General features: G+C 35.5%; 18 protein-coding genes and 1 pseudogene. 3 read left to right on the top strand and 16 right to left on the bottom strand.

The window, feature by feature from the left end:
• Positions 1 to 451 precede the first annotated feature (451 nt).
• Complete coding sequence (locus CJF42_RS19205) at positions 452 to 892, top strand: DUF4826 family protein (RefSeq protein ID WP_095368230.1); 441 nt, start codon at positions 452 to 454, stop codon at positions 890 to 892.
• Positions 893 to 1,051: 159 nt separating this feature from the next.
• On the opposite strand, the gene CJF42_RS19200 is transcribed toward CJF42_RS19205, so the two are convergent.
• The 16 genes from CJF42_RS19200 to ccoN form a co-directional block, all read right to left on the bottom strand.
• The gene (locus CJF42_RS19200; protein ID WP_095368229.1) at positions 1,052 to 1,510 is read right to left on the bottom strand and encodes a GNAT family N-acetyltransferase; all 459 of its coding nucleotides are present in this window, start codon (positions 1,508 to 1,510) and stop codon (positions 1,052 to 1,054) included.
• 123 nt (positions 1,511 to 1,633) lie between these two features.
• Positions 1,634 to 2,782 carry a cupin domain-containing protein gene (locus CJF42_RS19195; protein ID WP_095368228.1) on the bottom strand — a complete coding sequence of 383 codons (1,149 nt, stop codon included), beginning with the start codon at positions 2,780 to 2,782 and terminating at the stop codon, positions 1,634 to 1,636.
• A 141-nt stretch (positions 2,783 to 2,923) separates the two neighbouring features.
• Positions 2,924 to 4,291 (bottom strand): adenylosuccinate lyase, encoded by a 1,368-nt coding sequence (gene purB, locus CJF42_RS19190; RefSeq protein WP_095368227.1) that lies wholly within the window; start codon positions 4,289 to 4,291, stop codon positions 2,924 to 2,926.
• A gap of 58 nt (positions 4,292 to 4,349) precedes the next feature.
• Positions 4,350 to 4,949, bottom strand: a complete 600-nt coding sequence (hflD, locus tag CJF42_RS19185; protein ID WP_095368226.1) for a high frequency lysogenization protein HflD — start codon at positions 4,947 to 4,949, stop codon at positions 4,350 to 4,352.
• Positions 4,950 to 4,962: 13 nt separating this feature from the next.
• Positions 4,963 to 6,090, bottom strand: a complete 1,128-nt coding sequence (mnmA, locus tag CJF42_RS19180) for a tRNA 2-thiouridine(34) synthase MnmA (RefSeq protein ID WP_095368225.1) — start codon at positions 6,088 to 6,090, stop codon at positions 4,963 to 4,965.
• Positions 6,091 to 6,277: 187 nt separating this feature from the next.
• The gene (ttcA, locus tag CJF42_RS19175) at positions 6,278 to 7,210 is read right to left on the bottom strand and encodes a tRNA 2-thiocytidine(32) synthetase TtcA (protein WP_095368224.1); all 933 of its coding nucleotides are present in this window, start codon (positions 7,208 to 7,210) and stop codon (positions 6,278 to 6,280) included.
• A gap of 212 nt (positions 7,211 to 7,422) precedes the next feature.
• Positions 7,423 to 8,349: a universal stress protein UspE gene (gene uspE, locus CJF42_RS19170; protein ID WP_095368223.1), complete on the bottom strand. Its 927-nt coding sequence runs from the start codon at positions 8,347 to 8,349 to the stop codon at positions 7,423 to 7,425.
• Between the two features lie 110 nt (positions 8,350 to 8,459).
• Positions 8,460 to 9,200: a fumarate/nitrate reduction transcriptional regulator Fnr gene (gene fnr / locus CJF42_RS19165; RefSeq protein WP_095368222.1), complete on the bottom strand. Its 741-nt coding sequence runs from the start codon at positions 9,198 to 9,200 to the stop codon at positions 8,460 to 8,462.
• 34 nt (positions 9,201 to 9,234) lie between these two features.
• Entirely contained in the window at positions 9,235 to 9,909 is a 675-nt protein-coding gene (locus CJF42_RS19160) for a sulfite exporter TauE/SafE family protein (protein ID WP_095368221.1), read from the bottom strand.
• Positions 9,906 to 10,106, bottom strand: a complete 201-nt coding sequence (ccoS, locus tag CJF42_RS19155) for a cbb3-type cytochrome oxidase assembly protein CcoS (protein WP_095368220.1) — start codon at positions 10,104 to 10,106, stop codon at positions 9,906 to 9,908. The genes CJF42_RS19160 and ccoS overlap by 4 nt, the downstream gene beginning before the upstream one ends.
• 12 nt (positions 10,107 to 10,118) lie before the next feature.
• Positions 10,119 to 12,521, bottom strand: a complete 2,403-nt coding sequence (locus CJF42_RS19150; RefSeq protein WP_095368219.1) for a heavy metal translocating P-type ATPase — start codon at positions 12,519 to 12,521, stop codon at positions 10,119 to 10,121.
• 7 nt (positions 12,522 to 12,528) lie between these two features.
• Entirely contained in the window at positions 12,529 to 13,029 is a 501-nt protein-coding gene (locus tag CJF42_RS19145) for a FixH family protein (protein ID WP_095368218.1), read from the bottom strand.
• A 122-nt stretch (positions 13,030 to 13,151) separates the two neighbouring features.
• Positions 13,152 to 14,117 carry a cytochrome-c oxidase, cbb3-type subunit III gene (gene ccoP / locus CJF42_RS19140; protein WP_095368217.1) on the bottom strand — a complete coding sequence of 322 codons (966 nt, stop codon included), beginning with the start codon at positions 14,115 to 14,117 and terminating at the stop codon, positions 13,152 to 13,154.
• Positions 14,114 to 14,299, bottom strand: a complete 186-nt coding sequence (locus tag CJF42_RS19135) for a cbb3-type cytochrome oxidase subunit 3 (RefSeq protein ID WP_095368216.1) — start codon at positions 14,297 to 14,299, stop codon at positions 14,114 to 14,116. The genes ccoP and CJF42_RS19135 overlap by 4 nt, the downstream gene beginning before the upstream one ends.
• Positions 14,300 to 14,320: 21 nt before the next feature.
• Entirely contained in the window at positions 14,321 to 14,941 is a 621-nt protein-coding gene (gene ccoO / locus CJF42_RS19130; protein WP_095368215.1) for a cytochrome-c oxidase, cbb3-type subunit II, read from the bottom strand.
• Positions 14,942 to 14,951: 10 nt separating this feature from the next.
• Entirely contained in the window at positions 14,952 to 16,376 is a 1,425-nt protein-coding gene (gene ccoN, locus CJF42_RS19125; RefSeq protein ID WP_095368214.1) for a cytochrome-c oxidase, cbb3-type subunit I, read from the bottom strand.
• Positions 16,377 to 16,684: 308 nt separating this feature from the next.
• Here ccoN and CJF42_RS19120 point away from each other — a divergent pair, with 308 nt between their 5' ends.
• Both CJF42_RS19120 and CJF42_RS19115 read left to right on the top strand, forming a co-directional pair.
• Complete coding sequence (locus CJF42_RS19120) at positions 16,685 to 17,110, top strand: hypothetical protein (RefSeq protein WP_141235594.1); 426 nt, start codon at positions 16,685 to 16,687, stop codon at positions 17,108 to 17,110.
• A gap of 523 nt (positions 17,111 to 17,633) precedes the next feature.
• Positions 17,634 to 18,872 (top strand): annotated as a pseudogene (locus tag CJF42_RS19115) (TonB-dependent receptor plug domain-containing protein); the annotation flags it as partial.
• Between the last annotated feature and the right edge of the window lie 20 nt (positions 18,873 to 18,892).

The following is an 18,892-nucleotide window of genomic DNA, read 5'->3' as shown; positions in this document are numbered from 1 at the left end:
CATCGTTGCGTTGATTTGAAAGGTAGCCTACATTCGGGCATCAACACGCCTTGAATTGGGCTCGATCAGATTCCCTACGGTCGGGTTTTAAATGGTCAACTACCGCGTTATTTATGTTGATAAGGGAATAACCATTACCTGCAATAAATGTCTTGTATTTGACCATTTAAACTCCCGCTGAAATCATGCATTTCCAAGTAGCTTGGGTATATATTAAGCTTTATAAAAATATTTTTAACTTTGAATAAATAATACTTAGCTTTTTGGCTGTATTTTAAACAAGTGATAGTACGATTCGAGAGAATTACTTGCTTAGCGCAAGATTACATCATAGAGTAATAACATAATAATAGCAGAATAGTTTTATAAACCATTGTGGGATTTAATTAGTAAACCGCGCAGTGGCCTTAATAGAAATACGAAGCAGATCTATATCGTTTAGGAAGTCATCATGTCAGAAACAGAGCAAAAACCACAACAAGAACAAAATAGAGCACTTACACAAGAAGAAAATATCGCTTGGCAAAGAGAAGCTTTTCAAAATGCACAAAAGCATTTAGCTGGAAAAGGTATCATGCCAAAAACAATTATTGAAAAAGACAGTCGCTATTTATCACCATTTTTTGCGGTGTGGAAAATAAAGTCAGAAAATGGCAAAACATATTGGGTCATATCTGGTCGTTTACCAACTGATCATATTGAAGTTAGTGCTGCACCAAATGCTAGAGAAGCGATTCGCTACTTTTCATTTCAATGGCAAATGAAAGCAGAGCAGATCATGAAAGCTGGCGCTAAAGATAAAACTCAAGTTGATTTTGCAAACCTTTTAGTAAATCGGGCTCAAGGCATTTACGAGTTTTATGAAAAAGATCAACTTTGGGGCAATGAGTAATAAATAGCTCCAGTGATTTAATAATACGAATTATGTAAGTACTACTTAAATAATAAAGCGAATATACCTTAGCTATACCCAAGCTCTGAAACCTGCATTTCCAAGTAGCACGGTATATATTCGCTTTATTATAAATGGCTCTGATTTATCAAATAAGAATTAATGAACCAAGCTAAACTCCGAAGTTGTAAAACTTTCAATAGGGCAACATAAACGTTGTCTTGCAATACCTGCCTCCATAAAAACTTGGCCTTTCGCATAAAATCCTGCTTTTAAAAATTTAGCTTTCTCTTGTAGAATACAGTTGAAACTCATTTCAATTACACCTTGCTCTTTTGCTACGGAAACTAAATAAGAAAATAAATTACGATAGATATCTTCAGTTCTATATTCAGGTAAAACAGCAACTCTACTCATTAAACCATCTTGTGATAATCGAGCAGAGGCGATGATAATATTTTGGTCATTTAACAGCACTATGTGTTGAGATACACGATCTAGTTGATCAAACTCAATATGTTTGGGAATATGATATTCACATACAAAAACTTTTTCTCTTAAGGACTTTAATCGCTCTCTATTCTTAAACCAGTTTACTTGTTGTAGCTGATATGACATGTTGCAAACCCCATTTTTATGACCCTAAACTCAGCATAGATCGCATTAACACATTGTTTGAGTTAAATATCAGAAAAACTCTGCGGCCTTTTGTGTTCTGATTTAGGGTATAAGGTCTAAACTTTATTCAACGTACCAGTAACCCTCATTTATGATCTTAGTCAAAGTTTTAATAAACAGTGAAAAATTAATTGAACTTTTCAACTGGTCAGATGTGATGGAGGTGTTATCTGTCAGTAATTGGATACTTTCAAGCATTTTAACCGGAAAAATGAAGTTCTCACCTTGGACACTGAAAATGATTTCGTTATTGTTTACTTGATAAAGTGCTCTAATACCACCAATGCGTATAAAGCTGATATCTTCTTGATTGATTAAGTCAATAATATCATTACAATTATAAAGCTCTTCAAGAGGTGCGATATCGAGCTCATGTTTAGCCTCTGACATAGTGTGACCTAACCATGTTTGCAATGCATTTTCATCGTTTATAACATTTAATAATAAATTCTTAATGTTCAAGAGTTCATCTTTTTGAATTTCACCAATAGAATTTCTAACGCTTAACATAGGATCGCTATAACGCACTTTTCCAAGTTCATTGTCTATTAGATGATCTGCAAATGACGATAGCATATCAGTTTGGTTCGGCGCTCTAAACCCGACTGAGTAGTTGATTGCATTTTCAATTGCATAGCCTTCATGAGGGCAACCTGGTGGAATATATAAGATATCTCCTGGCTCTAAAATGACATCTATGCAGGCTTCAAAGTTTTCAATCTGAAGCAGGTTTTTACAAGGGATCACTTCTTTCAATTCTGATTGTGGCATGCCTACTCGCCAATGTCTTTTGCCTTCACCTTGAATGATAAATACATCATATTGATCTACATGTGGCCCAACGCCCCCTTTAGGGCTCGAAAAACTAACCATTAAATCATCGATACGCCAGTTGGGAATAAACCTGAATGCCTCTAATAATTCGGCTGATTCAACGTGCCAATGATCAACTGCTTGTACTAATAAAGTAGAATGTGTTGGTTTTAATAATGAAAAGTCTTCAAATGAACCGTGATGAGAATCCCATGTATTATTTTTATTTGTAATTATTCGAGACTCTATATTTTCCTCCATAGCTAAACCAGCAAGCTCTTCAGCTGTGATAGGATCTTGAAAATTTTCAAAGCCATTTTTAATTAATAGTGGTTTTTTTTGCCAATATTGTGCTAAAAATTCATTTTGGCTTAAATTGTTTATCGTTAGTTGATACATAGAACTGCTCCACAACTCTATTTAGGCCACTTAGTGGCAAGTTTTTTGATTACAATAAAGAATAAAAAAGCGAATACGGCATGGCCATATTCGCTTCTATATTCTTTACTAGTAGTGGTTTTATAAATTCGATTAGCGAGTTTATAACTCATCTACAAAAGCAATAGCACGACCAATATAGTTAGCAGGTGTCATAAGTTTCATTTCATTTTTAGCCGATTCAGGAAGCTCTAAACCATCGATGAAATTAGCCATGATCTCTTGATTAACACGTTTACCACGTGTTAAATCTTTAAGTTTTTCATAAGGTTTTTCGATACCAAATTTACGCATAACTGTTTGAATTGGTTCAGCAAGTAATTCCCAGTTTTGATCTAGTTCTTCAAGTAATTTAGCTTCATTTACTTCAAGTTTACTCATACCTTTTAGTGTTGATTGGTAAGCAATTACGGCATAACCCATACCTACACCTAAATTACGTAACACAGTTGAATCCGTTAGATCACGTTGCCAGCGAGATAAAGGTAATTTTTGCGCTAAGTGAGCAAAAATTGCATTTGCTAAACCTAAGTTTCCTTCAGAGTTTTCGAAATCAATAGGGTTAACTTTATGTGGCATAGTTGATGAACCGATTTCACCAGCAATTGTTTTTTGCTTGAAGTGACCTAATGCAATGTAGCCCCATACGTCACGATCAAAATCTAATAAGATAGTATTGAAACGAGCGATAGCATCAAATAATTCAGCAATGTAATCATGCGGTTCTATTTGAGTCGTGTAAGGATTTAAAGTAATACCAAGACTAGTTACAAAGTCTTGTGCATGTTGATGCCAATCATGTTGTGGGTAAGCACTTAGGTGAGCATTGTAGTTACCAACAGCGCCATTTACTTTACCTAACATTTCAATTTTAGCAATTTGATCACGTTGACGTTTAAGGCGCATGTAAACATTTGCCATTTCTTTACCCATAGTTGAAGGTGAAGCAGGTTGGCCGTGTGTGCGCGCCATCATAGGTATGCTTTTGTACTCAACAGCAAGGTCTTTAAGGCTTGATAATAATTTATCACAGTAAGGCAGTAATACTTCGTCACGTGCTTCAGTTAACATTAAAGCGTGAGATAAGTTATTGATATCTTCTGAAGTACATGCGAAATGTATAAATTCATTTACCGCATTTAGCTCAGTATTATCAGCTACTTTTTCTTTTAATAGGTATTCTACCGCTTTTACATCATGATTAGTTGTACTTTCAATGTCTTTAACACGTTGTGCATCAGCTTCACTAAAGTTAGTAACAATCGCATCTAATAGTGCATTTGCGTCATCACTAAAAGCAGGTACTTCAGCAATTGCTTCGGCACGAGAAAGCGCTTGTAGCCAACGAACTTCTACCTTTACACGGTACTTTATTAAACCGAATTCACTGAAAATGCTACGAAGTTCTTTCGTTTTACTACCATAACGCCCATCAACAGGTGAGATCGCGGTTAATGCTGAAAGTTCCATTATAACTCCTAATTAAATATACGAAGAGTCTTATGCCAAATGTTAGGCATAAGATAATTTAAACCATAGTTTTTGCTATGCGTACCAACTTACCTTTTGACAGAATAAACTGGCGGCGCTTACCGCCCATTTGTCGCCATAATACGGCTGCACGAATGCCAACCAGTAACAAAGCACGGATTTTATTTTGAATTTGTTTTTGTTGTAATAAATTTGGATCACCAAACACTTGAATTCGTTGACCTAAAGGGCTAACAACTTCGGCATAAATATCAGCTAATCCAGCAATGACAGACTCGTCAATTATTTCAAAGTGGGATACGCGTCGTTTGATATCATCTATTTTGGTGCCTAACAAATTTAACTGTTGTGCTTTACTATTTAATGCACGTTCTAATTGAATTAAACCACCTACATATTTTACTAATTCAACACTTTTTTCAGGTCCTGAATCTAGCTGTTGCACAACTAATTGATATCCAACTTTTAAGTCAGCTTGGCTACGGTATATTTCTTCTGGGTTATTTGGATCGGTTACGAGCAAGCTAGATAGCAGCATTTCAAGATCTAATGAATTTACTGTTTTACCTTGAGCTACCTTTTGCACCATGTGTGCCGCTTGACACATAGCTGCTAACGCCATTACTTGATATTGCATTTATAGATTACCCTTATTTAATCACTGAATCTATGATACCACCACCTAAACATACCTCACCATCATAAAAAACAGCAGATTGTCCAGGAGTAACAGATGATTGTGGCTCTTCAAATAATACACGTGCGTAACCATCTTCACTTACCAGTAAACTACATGGCAGATCAGTTTGACGGTAACGTGTTTTAACCGTACAGTGTTTGGTACCTTTAGGACCGACTCTATCGAGCCAATCAAGTTGGTTAGCCATTAAACCGTTTGAAAATAACCTGGGATGATTTTTTCCTTGTCCAACAACTAATACGTTACGTTCCATATCTTTATCAACAACATACCAAGGCTCTCCAGAACCTTCTTTCATGCCACCAATCATAAGACCTTTTCGTTGACCTAAAGTGTGATACATTAAACCTTCGTGGTCGCCAACTTGATTTCCATCTGTATCTTCAATCGTTCCTGGTTGTGCTGGTAAGTATTTTTGTAGGAAATCTTTAAATTTACGTTCACCGATAAAACAGATACCAGTGCTATCTTTCTTATTATGGGTGATTAAGTCTTGCTCTTGGGCAATGCGACGTACTTCCGGTTTTTCTAATTCGCCAACAGGGAAGAGTGTTTGTGCAATATGTTCATGGCTTAAAGCATATAAAAAGTAACTTTGGTCTTTGTTCTCATCAAGTCCACGAAGCAATTGAAATTTCCCATTATTTTCAGCACGTCTTACATAATGACCTGTTGCAATATAGTCGGCCTTTAAAGCTTGCGCAGCAAATTGCAAAAAAGCTTTAAATTTTATTTCTTTATTACACATGATATCGGGATTAGGAGTGCGCCCAGCTTTATATTCAGCTAAAAAGTATTCAAATACGTTATCCCAGTATTCAGCTGCAAAATTGACAGTGTGTAATTCAATGCCTAGTTTATCACAAACAGCTTGAGCATCTTTTAAATCATCTGATGCTGCGCAATACTCATCTGTATCATCTTCTTCCCAATTTTTCATAAACAAGCCTTCGACCTGAAAGCCTTGTTGTATTAATAAATATGCTGAAACAGAAGAATCAACACCACCAGACATGCCAACGATGACCTTAGTGCTATTATTAGAAGATGAAGAGTCGTTCAAATGAATATCGCTCATAGTAATTAAATAAATGCTAAATATTAAAGGCGCACATTATAGCACTAGAAATGAGGAAGGAATATAGCCAAGTACTTTGAATATTACTTCCAGAAAATAAAATTGAGTTAGTAAACCTAAATTAGATTTAAGAAGTGGCAAATACATCAATATTAATGATTTGCCAAATTATTAAGTCGGATTTTGGTTAATTTAGTTCAATGGCCTGGATCTGAACATCATCATTGTTTAGTTCTTGCTTTAAACCGATGGGAACTGAGGGGATATCAGGTTTATCTAATGCAAGATCACCGCCCGCATCTGGTAAGCCCGTTTTTTGTAAGTTTTTAAAATCAAAAATAGTATTATCGGCTAAATGCGATGGCACAACATTTTGCATCGCAGTAAACATGGTAGCGACACGTCCCGGGTGCTTAATTTCCCACTGAGCTAACATTGCTTTAATATTCTGTCTTTGTAAGTTTTCTTGTGAGCCACATAAATTACATGGAATGATGGGAAATTCTTTTAATTTAGCATATTGCGTAATTTCTTCTTCTTTACAGTATGCAAGCGGGCGTATCACCATGTGTTCGCCATTATCACTGGCAAGTTTAGCTGGCATACCTTTTAACTTACCGCCATAAAACATATTTAAAAATAGGGTTTCTATCATATCATCTCTATGGTGGCCTAAGGCGATTTTAGTTGCTTTGAGTTCTTTAGCTGTACGATACAGTATACCGCGACGTAATCTAGAACATAATGAACAAGTTGTTTTACCTTCATCAATTATATCTGTAACAATTTTATAGGTATTCTCTTCAACTATCTTGTATTCAATATCTAATGTATCTAAATACTCAGGTAAGACATGCACGGGGAAACCTGGCTGCTTTTGATCTAAATTCACAGCAACCAAGTCAAATTTAATAGGTGCAATACGTTTTAATTGCATTAAAATGTCTAGCATAGCGTAGCTATCTTTGCCGCCTGATAAACACACCATAATACGATCACCTTCTTCAATCATATTGAAGTCATTAATAGCCTGTCCAGTACTACGTCTTAGGCGTTTCTCTAATTTATTTAAAGTGTGTTTAGCCTTTGTTTGAGCAGAGTGAGAAGCAGGTGATGACATTAAGGACCCTATAAAAATAAATGAATATTGAGCAATAAAAATTAGGGCGGTATTATAAAGCAAAAAAAAAAGTTAGCGAGTAAAAATAATTTTTTGTGGCTTAAACTTTATGTGCTAAGCATAGAGAATTTTTTCGGCTATTAAATGTATATACCCATGCTACATGGAAATAAGCTCTGAAACCTGCATTTCCAAGTAGCTCGGGTATAAAGTTACTTATCAAGAGGACTAATGTAACCATCTGGTTTTAAGGCAAGTACATCACAATTGATGTTGTCAATAACGTGTTCGGCTGTATTGCCAATTAATGCGGCACTGAGTCCTGTTCTTCCGACTGTTCCCATTACGATAAGTTCGGCATCTAATTCATTTGCTACAATAGGTATAATGTCTTCTGGTAAACCTTCTTTTATATGGCATTGATTTATAGGTATATCGTATTGCAGGGCTAATTCATGGCAAGTTTGCGTATGGTGTACTTTTACTGTTTCATTAAATTGTGTTGAATCAAACTCAGGTATTTCAATCGCAATATTTACTGGGGTACCAGGAAAAGAATTAACTAAATGTAAATTACCATCAATTAAATTGGCAATAAATTTTGCATCTTTGATAATTCTTTGGTTTAGTGTTTGATGTTGCTGATCATCGGCAGATGCATTGACCGCAGCGATGATATTTCCATTTGCAGGCCATAAGTGTTCTTTTATTAATAATACAGGACAAGGACATTTTCTGATTAAATGCCAGTCAGTTGGTGTAAATATAACCGACTTTAAAGTGGCGTGCTCGTGAGTCCCTTTTAAAACAATGTCATAGTTGTCTTTAAGCACAGTCTGTATGATTGATTCAAAGGGACGGTTATGCCATATCACCTTACAGTCAATATCTAAGTCTTCTTGGAATTGTTCAATCAATGATTCAATCCAAGCAATTCTGTCATTAATGACGGCGGTACGCATTGCCTCTCTTTCATCAAAAGATAGCATAGTTGTCATTTCGTAAGAGAAGTCGTAAATCGCTAGAAAAGCGGTTATTTCAGCACCCGATTTATGTGCTAATTCAAATGAACGTTTTAAAGCGGTTTGTTCTGACTTACTTGGGTCAATTACAGCAAGTATTTTTTTTATTGTATCCATCATTTAACCTCTCAAATATACTTACTTTTAGTGTAAATGAAGTTAGCTGATTTGACAGCTTAAAATGAAAAAAAATTCTCTAATATCAATATGCAAAGACAACGACTTAGTTAACTAAAATTTTTTGTTCCAGCAATAGTATTTAATCCTTCTAGTGCTAAGATAGTTATAAATTTACCTTCTACTTTGATCATACCTGATTTTTGGAAGCGGCTTAATAAGCGACTAATGGTTTCGACCGTTAGGCCAAGGTAGTTACCTATTTCACCACGGGTCATAGTTAATCTAAACTCTTTTTTAGAGAAGCCGCGCTCAGCAAAACGTTGAGACAAATTACAAATAAATGCAGCGAGTTTTTCTTCGGCTGTTTTTTTATTTAAAAGTAATAACATTTCTTGATTGTAGTTAATTTCACTACTCATCATTCGCATGATTTGCTGACGCAATTTAGGCAATTTACTTGATAAATCATCTAATGTTGTGAAAGGAATTTCACATAACATAGTGGTTTCCATCGCTTGTGCGTAGCTTTGGTGTTCCATTTTAAATAGGCCATCAAAACCTATGATGTCACCAGCTAAATGAAAATCAGTGATTTGTTCATCACCTTGTTCTGAAATAGTATAGGATTTAAATGAGCCAGATCGTACTGCAAAAATTGAATTTAATTGCTTACCAGCTTCAAATAATAAATCACCTTTTTGGAATGGTTTTTTACGTTCGATAATATCATCAAGTTTACCCATTTCACTTTCATTAAGTGTTACAGGTAAACATAATTGGCTGAGACTACAAGTATTACAGCTGATTTGACAACTTGAGCTCACAGGGGCTTTATTTTTAAGAACCATTGAAATTCCATCTATTTTATACTTCTTGTGTAGATTAATGCAGGGCGTTTTTGGTTGCAATAGTTAACAGATATAAACCGTAAAATACTAAGATATTGCCTAATATAATACGAATTATACTGTTATTTAGCCAAGATTTGAGAGTTTGTGCTGCAAAACCTAATCCAATCATCGCGGGCAATGTGCCCATTGCAAAACTTGCCATAAACAACGAGCCAGAAGTTGCGCTTTGTGTCGTTATTGCCCAAGTTAAAGCAGAGTAAACTAGGCCACATGGCAACCAGCCCCAGAGTGCACCGTACGCCAATGCTTTTTTCTTAGAGTTGAGAGGTAATAAATATTTGTTTAATTTAAAAATATGTTGCCAAATTGCATATTTTCCAAACCTCTCAAGCCAATTTAAGCTAGCTGCTAAGCGCATGATATATAGACCAACTAGCACCATGAAAATAGCACTTAAAAATGATAAGAATAATGAAAAATCATTTGATTGTTGTGCAAATATGGAACTAATGCCACCAACCAATGCACCACAAAGACTGTAACTTAATAATCTACCAATATTATAAAGTAGGGCGTATTGTTGTGCTTTAGATTTGTCTTCAATTGCAAATTGTAAAGAGGATGCGATACCGCCACACATTGCTATACAATGACCACTACCAGCAAGCCCCATAAAAAAAGCAGTTAAGAATAAAGACACTGTCATAGTGTGTGATTGCTATCTTTGTTTTTTGTTTGTGAGTTATCTGATTTATTTTTTATTTCACTGTCATCAAATAAAATACTGTGTGCTTGTTTATCTAAATCTGAAAACTGCTCATTTTTAACTGCCCAGAAAAAAATGGCTATAGCAATTATTACAAATATAATAGCTATAGGGATCAATACATAAATAATACTCATTATTTAACACCTTTATAATGGTTTTAATAGTCTTAATGAATTTGTTATAACGATAATAGAACTGGCTGACATGCCAATGACAGCCATCCAAGGATGAACCATGCCCATAGCTGCCAGTGGTAAAATTGCACTGTTGTAAGTAATTGACAAAATTAAGTTTTCTTTTACAATGCGACGTGTTTTATGGCTTATTTCTATTAGATGTTTGATTGAACTTAAATCACTATTTAATAAAACAACATCTGCTGTATTTTTTGAAATGTCAGCACCAGATCCCATCGCAATAGATAAATGCGCAGTATTAAATACTGGGCTGTCATTAACACCATCACCCACCATAGCAACAATATGATTTTGATTAATGGTGTTAGCAACATATTGTTGCTTTTGTGCAGGGCTACAACCTGTTTTAACATGATCAAAAGACAACTTTTTTGCTAAATTATGCCCTGCTACAGAAGGATCACCCGTTAATAAGTGTGTATTAAACGGTTTATTTTTTAGATAGGTTATTAGGGTGCTGGCACCATCACGAATTTTATCTTCAAGTTCAAAGGCTGCTATGGCTTTTTCGTTAATATAAAGCACAACTTGTACAGGAAGGTTGAGTGTTTCAAACCAACCATTCTTACCTATGGCGATAGATTGACCTTGATATATTGCTTTAATACCAAAACCCGTTTCTCCAGTAATATTATCAAATACCTCTACAGATGAAGTATCAAAATTAAATGCTTTGGCAATGGGGTGCTGTGAATGAAATTCTAGTGCAGATGCTAATGCTAAAGATGTTGTTTTATCATATTTTTCATTTAAAAAATGGCTATTTTTAATTGTAAAGCAGCCCTCTGTAAGCGTACCGGTTTTATCAAAAGAAAAAGAATCTATTTTAGTGAGTGTTTCAAGTACATGGGCTTTCTTTATCAGTAACCCTTTTTTAGTTAAGTTAGCTACGCTGCAGGTTAAAGCAGTTGGTATAGCTAGACTTAGTGCACAGGGACAGGTTGCAACTAACACTGATATCGTGATCCAAAATGCTTGTTCTGGATCTGTACTATACCAATAAGTTGCAGTTAAACCAGCCACAATCAGTAAAACAGCAACAAACCATTGAGCTACTTTGTCTGTAATTTCAGCAAGTTTTGGACGGCTAGTGAGAGCTTTATTTTGTAAAGTCACGATTTGATTAATGAGTGTATGTGTCCCTAGCTGATTAACACAAATTTTAACTAAACCATCATGATTTGTTGTACCTGCATAAACTTGAGCATTGACTTCCTTTGACACAGCTTCATGTTCACCCGTCATCATAGACTCATCAATGGTTGTTTTTCCGTCTATCACCAAACCATCGGCAGGAATAATCTCTCCTGGTTTTACTAGAATAATATCGTTTAGTTTTAATTTTTTAGCAGCGATTATTTGTTCTTTAAAATTTTTTATAATTCGTGCTGTCAGTGGTAATAACTTTTGAAGATTAGATGTGAATTCACTCGCTTTAAGACGCGCTCTAAATTCTAAATATTTACCAAGTAATAAAAGAAAAGAGAACATACAAATAGATTCAAAGTATACTTCTCCTGTATTAAAAACCGTGGCCCATGTACTCGCAATATAAGCACCAAATATCGCTAAAGAGACGGGTAAATCCATATTGAGCTGTTTTACTTTTAGTGCACGGATAGCGCTGGTTAAAAATGGCAGGGCTGAATACAAAATAACGGGTGATGCTAGAACAAAGCTTATCCACCTAAAATATTGCTCAAAGTCATCTTCCATATCTGAAAACATATCAAAGTATAAAGCAAAGGCAAACATCATTACCTGCATTGTCATAATGCCTGCAACACCTAGTCTACGTATATATGATTTTGCAACTTGCTGTTTTTGTGCTTCTTCTATATCAGGTTGAAAAGGATATGCTTTATAGCCAATTCTAGCTGAAGCTTCAATAATTTCACTTAACTTTAGGTTAGATTTATCCCATAAGATCATCGCGCGGTGGGTTGATGTATTTACATCTACTCGAGTAATATCTCCTAATGATAATAATTGTTTTTCGATTAACCAAGCACAGGCGGCACAACTAATACCCTCTATACTGAGTAAAACTTCAGATAGTTCACCAGAGTGATGAATGAAATCTTCTTGAATATCATCGTCATCATAACTTTTAAACATCAGTAACTGTTCAGGAATGAGTTGTTGCACTTTTCCGGCTGCTGCTGTTCTAAATTTGTAATAATCCGTCATACCAGATGAGATTATTGACTCAGCAACGGCTTGGCAACCAATACAACAAACAGGTTGAGGCTGATTATTGTACTCAACAGTTTGAATAAATCCCAAAGGGATACTTTCAAGACAATGAAAACATTCAGATTGTGAAGAAGCATGTTCTTTGGGGGGTATCATAAACTACTTATTTTTTATTATATTGTGGTGAAATTTTAAAAGCTTTATCGTACGGTAATTTGATGGTTTCTTTGAGTTTCCAAACACTGTCAAAAGGTTCGATAAATATATTAAAACGACCATCAATAATTTTATCTGTTAATGCTGTGAATTCGCCATTACCGTTTTTAGTAAGCATTAAAGTAAAGTCATGTGCTTTAATAGTGGTGTGGTAAAAAGACACTTTTAAAGAGGGTACGTTGTTATTATCGCCCTTAGTGAACTTAAACGACACAGTATCGTCATTAATTTTTAAATCACCATGTAAATAAAGCGCTTTAGCTTTGTCAAATTTGGCTAAATCTAAATTAATCGCTTTCCCTTTTTTGTAGTAATCATCCACGACCATATCGGGTGTATTGGTAAATGCAATATAAACAAAAATGCTACAAGCAACGACCGTTGCAAAGGGAATAAAAATAATAAACCAAGGCCAGAATTGTTTATACCAGGGAAGAGTTTTTGTCATTTTATTAATGATACTTTATCAAATGAGTATGTAATATATTTTACTTTAATTTACTTCAAAAGCATAGATTTTAGGTATAAAAAAGCCTCCTAAAAAGGAGGCTTTTGAATTATTATATGTGGTTACTTAGAATTTGATAAGCTGTATACATAAGCACTAATTAAATGCACTTTATCTTCACCTAAAATCTCTTTCCAAGCAGGCATTACACCGGCACGACCTTTAGCGATAGAGTCTTCAACAGCACGTTGAGAACCACCATATAACCAAACTTTATCTGTTAGGTTAGGTGCACCAAATGGTAAGTTATGCGCTAATGAACCTTTACCATCAGCACCGTGACAGGCAGAACACATAGCAAACTTTGCTTGACCTGCTTTTGCGTCTTTTTGGTTAACCTTACGTCCTGACAAGCTTAAAACATGTGCTGTCATTTCTTTAACGCCTTGATCACCCAGTGCGCCATGCCAAGGTGGCATTTGTGCAACTCGGCCATTTAAGATAGTTTCTTTTATCTTAGCGGGTGTACCACCGTACAACCAATCGTCATCAGTTAAATCAGGGTAACCTTGTCCACCACGTGCATCTGAACCATGACATTGCGCACAGTTTTGCGAGAATAGGCGCTGACCGATTTCTAATGCTTTTTCATCACTAGCAAGATCTTGAATATCTCGTTTAGCAAAGGATTCGAATAAAGGTCCGAACTTTTCTTCAGCTTTACGTATTTCAACATCAAGTTGTACCGTTTTACCGGCTGCCTTGGCATCAATTACAGCTTGCTTAGATTCAGCAAGAGATTTAATACCTTGATTTGAACTTGTCCATTGACCTAAACCTTCCCAGTTACCTAAACCTGGATAAGCAGCTAGATAATAAACAGCCCATATAAATGTTGCGAAGAACATATAAGTCCACCATTTTGGTAGTGGGTTATTTAATTCTTCAATGCCATCAAATTCATGGCCACAACTTTCGCCTTCTTCAACCCCAGCATAGTTTGTCATGTTCCAAACTAATAAGCCAAAAACAATAGCTAAACATGCTAGTGTTAAAACGACGACCCAAATGCTCCAAAAGCTAGTCATTTCTCAGACTCCTTTTCTTTATCGTTGATTGTCGTTTTGTGCTTTTTTTCGTCTTCGAAAATAGCATTAGCAGCTTCATCAAATTTTGATTTACTACGCTTACTAAATGCCCACCAAACGATAACAATAAAAAGTATCATTAAAACCAGAGTAAAAATGCCTCTGAATGTTCCGTAATCCATAATTCTTTAACCTTTAAAAAATTACTTCAGATGAGTACCAAGCTGTTGTAAATATGCGATCAAGGCTTGCATTTCTGTTTTACCTTTAACCGCAGCTTTAGCTCTAGCAATATCTTCATCTGTGTATGGCACATCAAAGCCTTTAAAAACTGCTAGTTTTTTAGCTATTAATTCACCATCAAGTACATTTTCATCTAACCAAGGGAAAGCTGGCATATTCGATTCAGGTACTACCGAACGTGGATCCATTAAATGCGCATATTGCCAATCGTCAGAATAACGTTGACCAACACGAGCTAGATCTGGACCAGTACGCTTAGAGCCCCATTGGAAAGGGTGATTCCAAACGCTTTCACCAGCGACAGAGTAATGACCGTAACGTTCAACTTCATCACGGAAAGCGCGGATCATTTGTGAGTGACAGTTATAACAACCTTCACGAACATATATATCACGACCTTCCATTTCTAAAGCTGTTAGTGGCCGTAATCCGTCTACAGGCTCAGTGGTATCTTTTTGGAACATAAGTGGAGTGATTTCAACTAACGCACCAAAACTAATTGCAAAAATCGTTAATATTGCGAATAACCCAACATTTTTTTCAACTATTTCATGCTTATTTTGCGAATTTTTCTGACTCATAATCTACCCCTTATGCCGGATGTACTTCAGCTTCAAGCGAATCGTTTTTAGCTGAAACTGTTTTATATACGTTGTAAAGCATAACTAACATACCAGCAACAACGAAAACACCACCAACAAATCGCATGAAGTAAAATGGCTTCGAAGCTTCTAACGATTGTACAAAGCTATACATTAATGTACCGTCAGAGTTAACTGCGCGCCACATTAAGCCTTGCATTACACCTGAAATCCACATAGCTACAATGTAAAGTACAACTCCTACGGTATGTAACCAGAAATGTGTATTAACCAATTTAGTACTATACATACGACCTTGACTAAATAAGTTAGGAACTAAGTGATACATAGCGCCAATAGATACCATTGCAACCCAACCTAAAGCGCCAGAATGAACATGACCAATAGTCCAATCAGTGTAATGCGATAGTGCATTTACTGATTTGATTGCCATCATTGGGCCTTCAAACGTTGACATACCGTAGAATGATAATGAAACAACTAAGAAACGTAATACTGGGTCATGGCGGAGTTTATGCCAAGCTCCTGAAAGTGTCATAATACCATTGATCATACCGCCCCAAGATGGGACAAATAAGATAATAGACATAACCATACCTAAAGACTGAGTCCAGTCAGGTAAAGCTGTGTAATGTAAATGGTGAGGACCTGCCCAGATGTATAATGAAATTAGCGCCCAAAAGTGAACGACTGAAAGACGATAAGAATAAACTGGACGTCCGGCTTGTTTAGGAACGAAGTAATACATCATTCCTAAGAAACCAGCAGTTAATAAGAAACCAACTGCATTATGTCCGTACCACCACTGTACCATAGCATCTACAGCACCTGCATAAATCGAATATGATTTAGTAAGTGATACAGGTATTGCCATGCTATTTACAATATGTAATACAGCAACAGTTAGTATAAAACCACCGTAAAACCAGTTTGCTACATATATATGAGATACTTTACGTTTTATTAAAGTACCAAAAAATACAACTGCAAAAGATACCCACACTATTGTGATCAATAAATCAATTGGCCACTCAAGCTCTGCATATTCTTTACCTTGTGTAATACCTAAAGGTAATGTCACAAAAGCGAGTACAATTACAAGTTGCCAACCCCAAAAGGTAAATGCAGCTAATTTGTCAGAGAAAAGACGCGTTTGACAAGTACGTTGTACCACATAATATGCGGTAGCAAACAATGCACTAGTACCAAATGCGAATATAACGGCGTTCGTATGTAACGGACGCAGTCGGGAGTATGTTAGCCATGGTGTGTCGAAGTTCAATGCAGGCCAAACTAACTGGGCTGCAATAAGAACACCAACACTCATACCAATAAGGCCCCAAATCACAGTCATAATTGTGAATTGTCGTACAACTTTATAGTTGTATTCTGTTTGTGATGCTACTTGGCTCATTTTCCGGCTTCCGATGCAATAAATTGCATTAAGAAATCAACTTCCTATTCTAAAAGAATAGGCCCTACTTATTTTCATCAAGAATATTTTTTAGAATATTGTTAAACATTCAAAAAAACAAACTCGACAAACCCTTATTTTGCGCGTGAATGATAAATATTTTAACGTAAAAAAGATACCTCAATTGTGCAAAATAATGACCTTAATCAAACTATAGATATTAACCAGTTATTTTAATCTCAACTTTGATGTATATTTAGCTATATAGCTATTATCATTAGATTAAAAAGTAAGCGCTTGAAATAAAAATGTTAAAATATTGTACTATGTTAGTCATAATCCCCTTGCTTTTTTCATGTGATTATGAATCAAAAAAAGAAGTTGCACATTCAAATTGCATAGGAAATAAACCTTGTAACTATAGTGGTGGTTACACCATATCGCTAGAAAATGAATTAATTACTCCTGAAGAAAAGTTTGTTATTAAATTTAATGCGCCAGAAAATTCAAAAATTCAACAGGCTAAACTAGAGGGAGTTAATATGTATATGGGTAGTATTCCATTATTTTTTGAATACAAAAATGGAATATGGCAAAGCAATGCAATGGTAGGTGCTTGTGCAGAACCAATCATGCATTGGCGATTAACATTAGATTTTATTAATGCGCAACAAATAGATAAAGTTAATCAAGAACCAAGGACACTATTGTATTATTTTACTTCTAAATACTAAGCTAGTTCTTTAGTCCCGGACGGAATCTAGTCACAATATTTTCTATTTTTAGCTGTACCTCAAGCTTTAACTTAAAAAGTACCAACACTACAAATTGATACTGATACACAATTAAACTTCCAAAATATTTATTGTTCAGTAAATTACCAGTTTTTAGTGCTGGTTAATATGGTTAACCCCTGTAACCTATTTGTAAATATGATATAAATACTTGTTTATTTTCACTTGGTTACGTATGGTAACATTTCACACTCAAATTGTTGCATTTGTGTCTTAAGTGTTTTTTAAATAATGCAATGTCTTGTTTTATTTCAGTAATAATTTATAACGATTATTACAAATCGTCACAACTGAAAGTTATAAAGTCTCTCTAAAATCCATTTGTTTACTTGTTAAACTGCCATTCAGTTACCGTTCAGTTTTAAAGCTCTAAGTTGCATCGCAGTTGGGGAGCAGAAAGATTAAAAATAACTGTTTCCCGGCGTTCAATTCGGAAAATAATTTCAACAAGTAGAGTTATAAAATGAAAAAAACTAAACTAGGTTTAGCAATCATTGCTGCCGTCCCATTATTCTCATGTATGCAAGCCGTTGCTGCTGACACATCAGCTCAAGAAATTGAAAAAATTCAAGTAACAGGTTCTCGTATAAATAGAACTGATATGGAATCAGCAAGCCCAGTTACAATTATCTCTTCAGATTTCATTGCTCAAAGTGGCTATACATCTGTTGAAGAGATTTTATCAACCCAAACGGCTACTGCTGGTGGAAGTTTAGGTGCTAACTCAAATAATGGTTCAGGTGGTTCAGCCACTGTAAATTTACGTGGTATGGGCACTAATCGTACATTAGTATTATTAAATGGTCGTCGTATGGTTTCATCTGGTACGGGTGCAGATGCTTCAGTTGATTTAAATACTATCCCAGTTGCAATGATCAAATCTATTGAGATTCTAAAAGATGGTGCATCTGCTGTTTATGGCTCTGATGCAATATCTGGTGTTGTAAACATCATTACTAAAAAAGACTATGAAGCTACTGCAGTTATTGCTGAGGTGAGCCAAACTGCTAAAGGTGATGGCACTAGCTCTGGTTTTAGTATGCTTCATGGAATGAACTTTGCTGATGGTAACTTAGTATTAGGAGCACAATACTCAAAACGTGGCGAAGTAATTCAAAGTGATCGTGACCATGTAGATCCAGGTTGCTCTTCTTTTCTACCTAGTGGTTCTTTAGGTGGTAAAATTCCAGATGGACATGGTGGTTTTGATCCAAGAGCAGAGTGTTATGATTTTACACAAGAAAGTTACGCACAAACACCAAATGAATTAGTGAGCCTGTTTTCTAGTTTTAATACAGAAATTGATGCTGATACACAATTTAATATTGACTTAATGTATACACGTCGTGACTCAAATCAGCAGATGGCAGCACAGCCTGCAAATATTGATTTAGATACTACAAAGCTAGATAATAAATATACAGACCAATTTAAAGATGATGGAGGTAATACACCAGGCGAACTAAATTATCGTCGTCGTATGTCAGATGCTGGTTCACGTATTTATGAACAAAAAACAGACACGTACCGTTTCTCATTAGGTCTTGAAGGTATACTGGATAATGACGCTAGTTGGAATATCGATGTTACTTACGGTCGAAATGACTCTGAAGACAAAGTACAAAACTCTATTCATGCTGATAACATGGAAAAAAATATTTATGAAAAGCAAGATTTATGGCTTGATGGTGAAACAATCAGCACGGCAAGATCATTATAAAT

It is taken from the genome of Pseudoalteromonas sp. NBT06-2 (assembly GCF_002276045.1).
In the GTDB taxonomy this organism is placed as follows: Bacteria; Pseudomonadota; Gammaproteobacteria; order Enterobacterales; family Alteromonadaceae; genus Pseudoalteromonas.
This window is presented reverse-complemented; position numbering and strand designations above follow the sequence as displayed.

Excerpts from the sequence above, each read along its gene's own strand:
- purB (WP_095368227.1), bottom strand. The coding sequence starts at position 4,291 with ATGGAACTTTCAGCATTAACCGCGATCTCACCTGTTGATGGGCGTTAT.
- ccoN (WP_095368214.1), bottom strand. The coding sequence starts at position 16,376 with ATGAGCCAAGTAGCATCACAAACAGAATACAACTATAAAGTTGTACGA.
- CJF42_RS19205 (WP_095368230.1), top strand. The coding sequence starts at position 452 with ATGTCAGAAACAGAGCAAAAACCACAACAAGAACAAAATAGAGCACTT.
- mnmA (WP_095368225.1), bottom strand. The coding sequence starts at position 6,090 with ATGAGCGATATTCATTTGAACGACTCTTCATCTTCTAATAATAGCACT.
- uspE (WP_095368223.1), bottom strand. The coding sequence starts at position 8,349 with ATGGATACAATAAAAAAAATACTTGCTGTAATTGACCCAAGTAAGTCA.
- CJF42_RS19120 (WP_141235594.1), top strand. The coding sequence starts at position 16,685 with ATGTTAAAATATTGTACTATGTTAGTCATAATCCCCTTGCTTTTTTCA.
- ttcA (WP_095368224.1), bottom strand. The coding sequence starts at position 7,210 with ATGTCATCACCTGCTTCTCACTCTGCTCAAACAAAGGCTAAACACACT.
- fnr (WP_095368222.1), bottom strand. The coding sequence starts at position 9,200 with ATGGTTCTTAAAAATAAAGCCCCTGTGAGCTCAAGTTGTCAAATCAGC.
- hflD (WP_095368226.1), bottom strand. The coding sequence starts at position 4,949 with ATGCAATATCAAGTAATGGCGTTAGCAGCTATGTGTCAAGCGGCACAC.
- ccoO (WP_095368215.1), bottom strand. The coding sequence starts at position 14,941 with ATGAGTCAGAAAAATTCGCAAAATAAGCATGAAATAGTTGAAAAAAAT.
- CJF42_RS19145 (WP_095368218.1), bottom strand. The coding sequence starts at position 13,029 with ATGACAAAAACTCTTCCCTGGTATAAACAATTCTGGCCTTGGTTTATT.
- CJF42_RS19150 (WP_095368219.1), bottom strand. The coding sequence starts at position 12,521 with ATGATACCCCCCAAAGAACATGCTTCTTCACAATCTGAATGTTTTCAT.
- ccoP (WP_095368217.1), bottom strand. The coding sequence starts at position 14,117 with ATGACTAGCTTTTGGAGCATTTGGGTCGTCGTTTTAACACTAGCATGT.
- ccoS (WP_095368220.1), bottom strand. The coding sequence starts at position 10,106 with ATGAGTATTATTTATGTATTGATCCCTATAGCTATTATATTTGTAATA.
- CJF42_RS19195 (WP_095368228.1), bottom strand. The coding sequence starts at position 2,782 with ATGTATCAACTAACGATAAACAATTTAAGCCAAAATGAATTTTTAGCA.
- CJF42_RS19160 (WP_095368221.1), bottom strand. The coding sequence starts at position 9,909 with ATGACAGTGTCTTTATTCTTAACTGCTTTTTTTATGGGGCTTGCTGGT.
- CJF42_RS19135 (WP_095368216.1), bottom strand. The coding sequence starts at position 14,299 with ATGGATTACGGAACATTCAGAGGCATTTTTACTCTGGTTTTAATGATA.
- CJF42_RS19200 (WP_095368229.1), bottom strand. The coding sequence starts at position 1,510 with ATGTCATATCAGCTACAACAAGTAAACTGGTTTAAGAATAGAGAGCGA.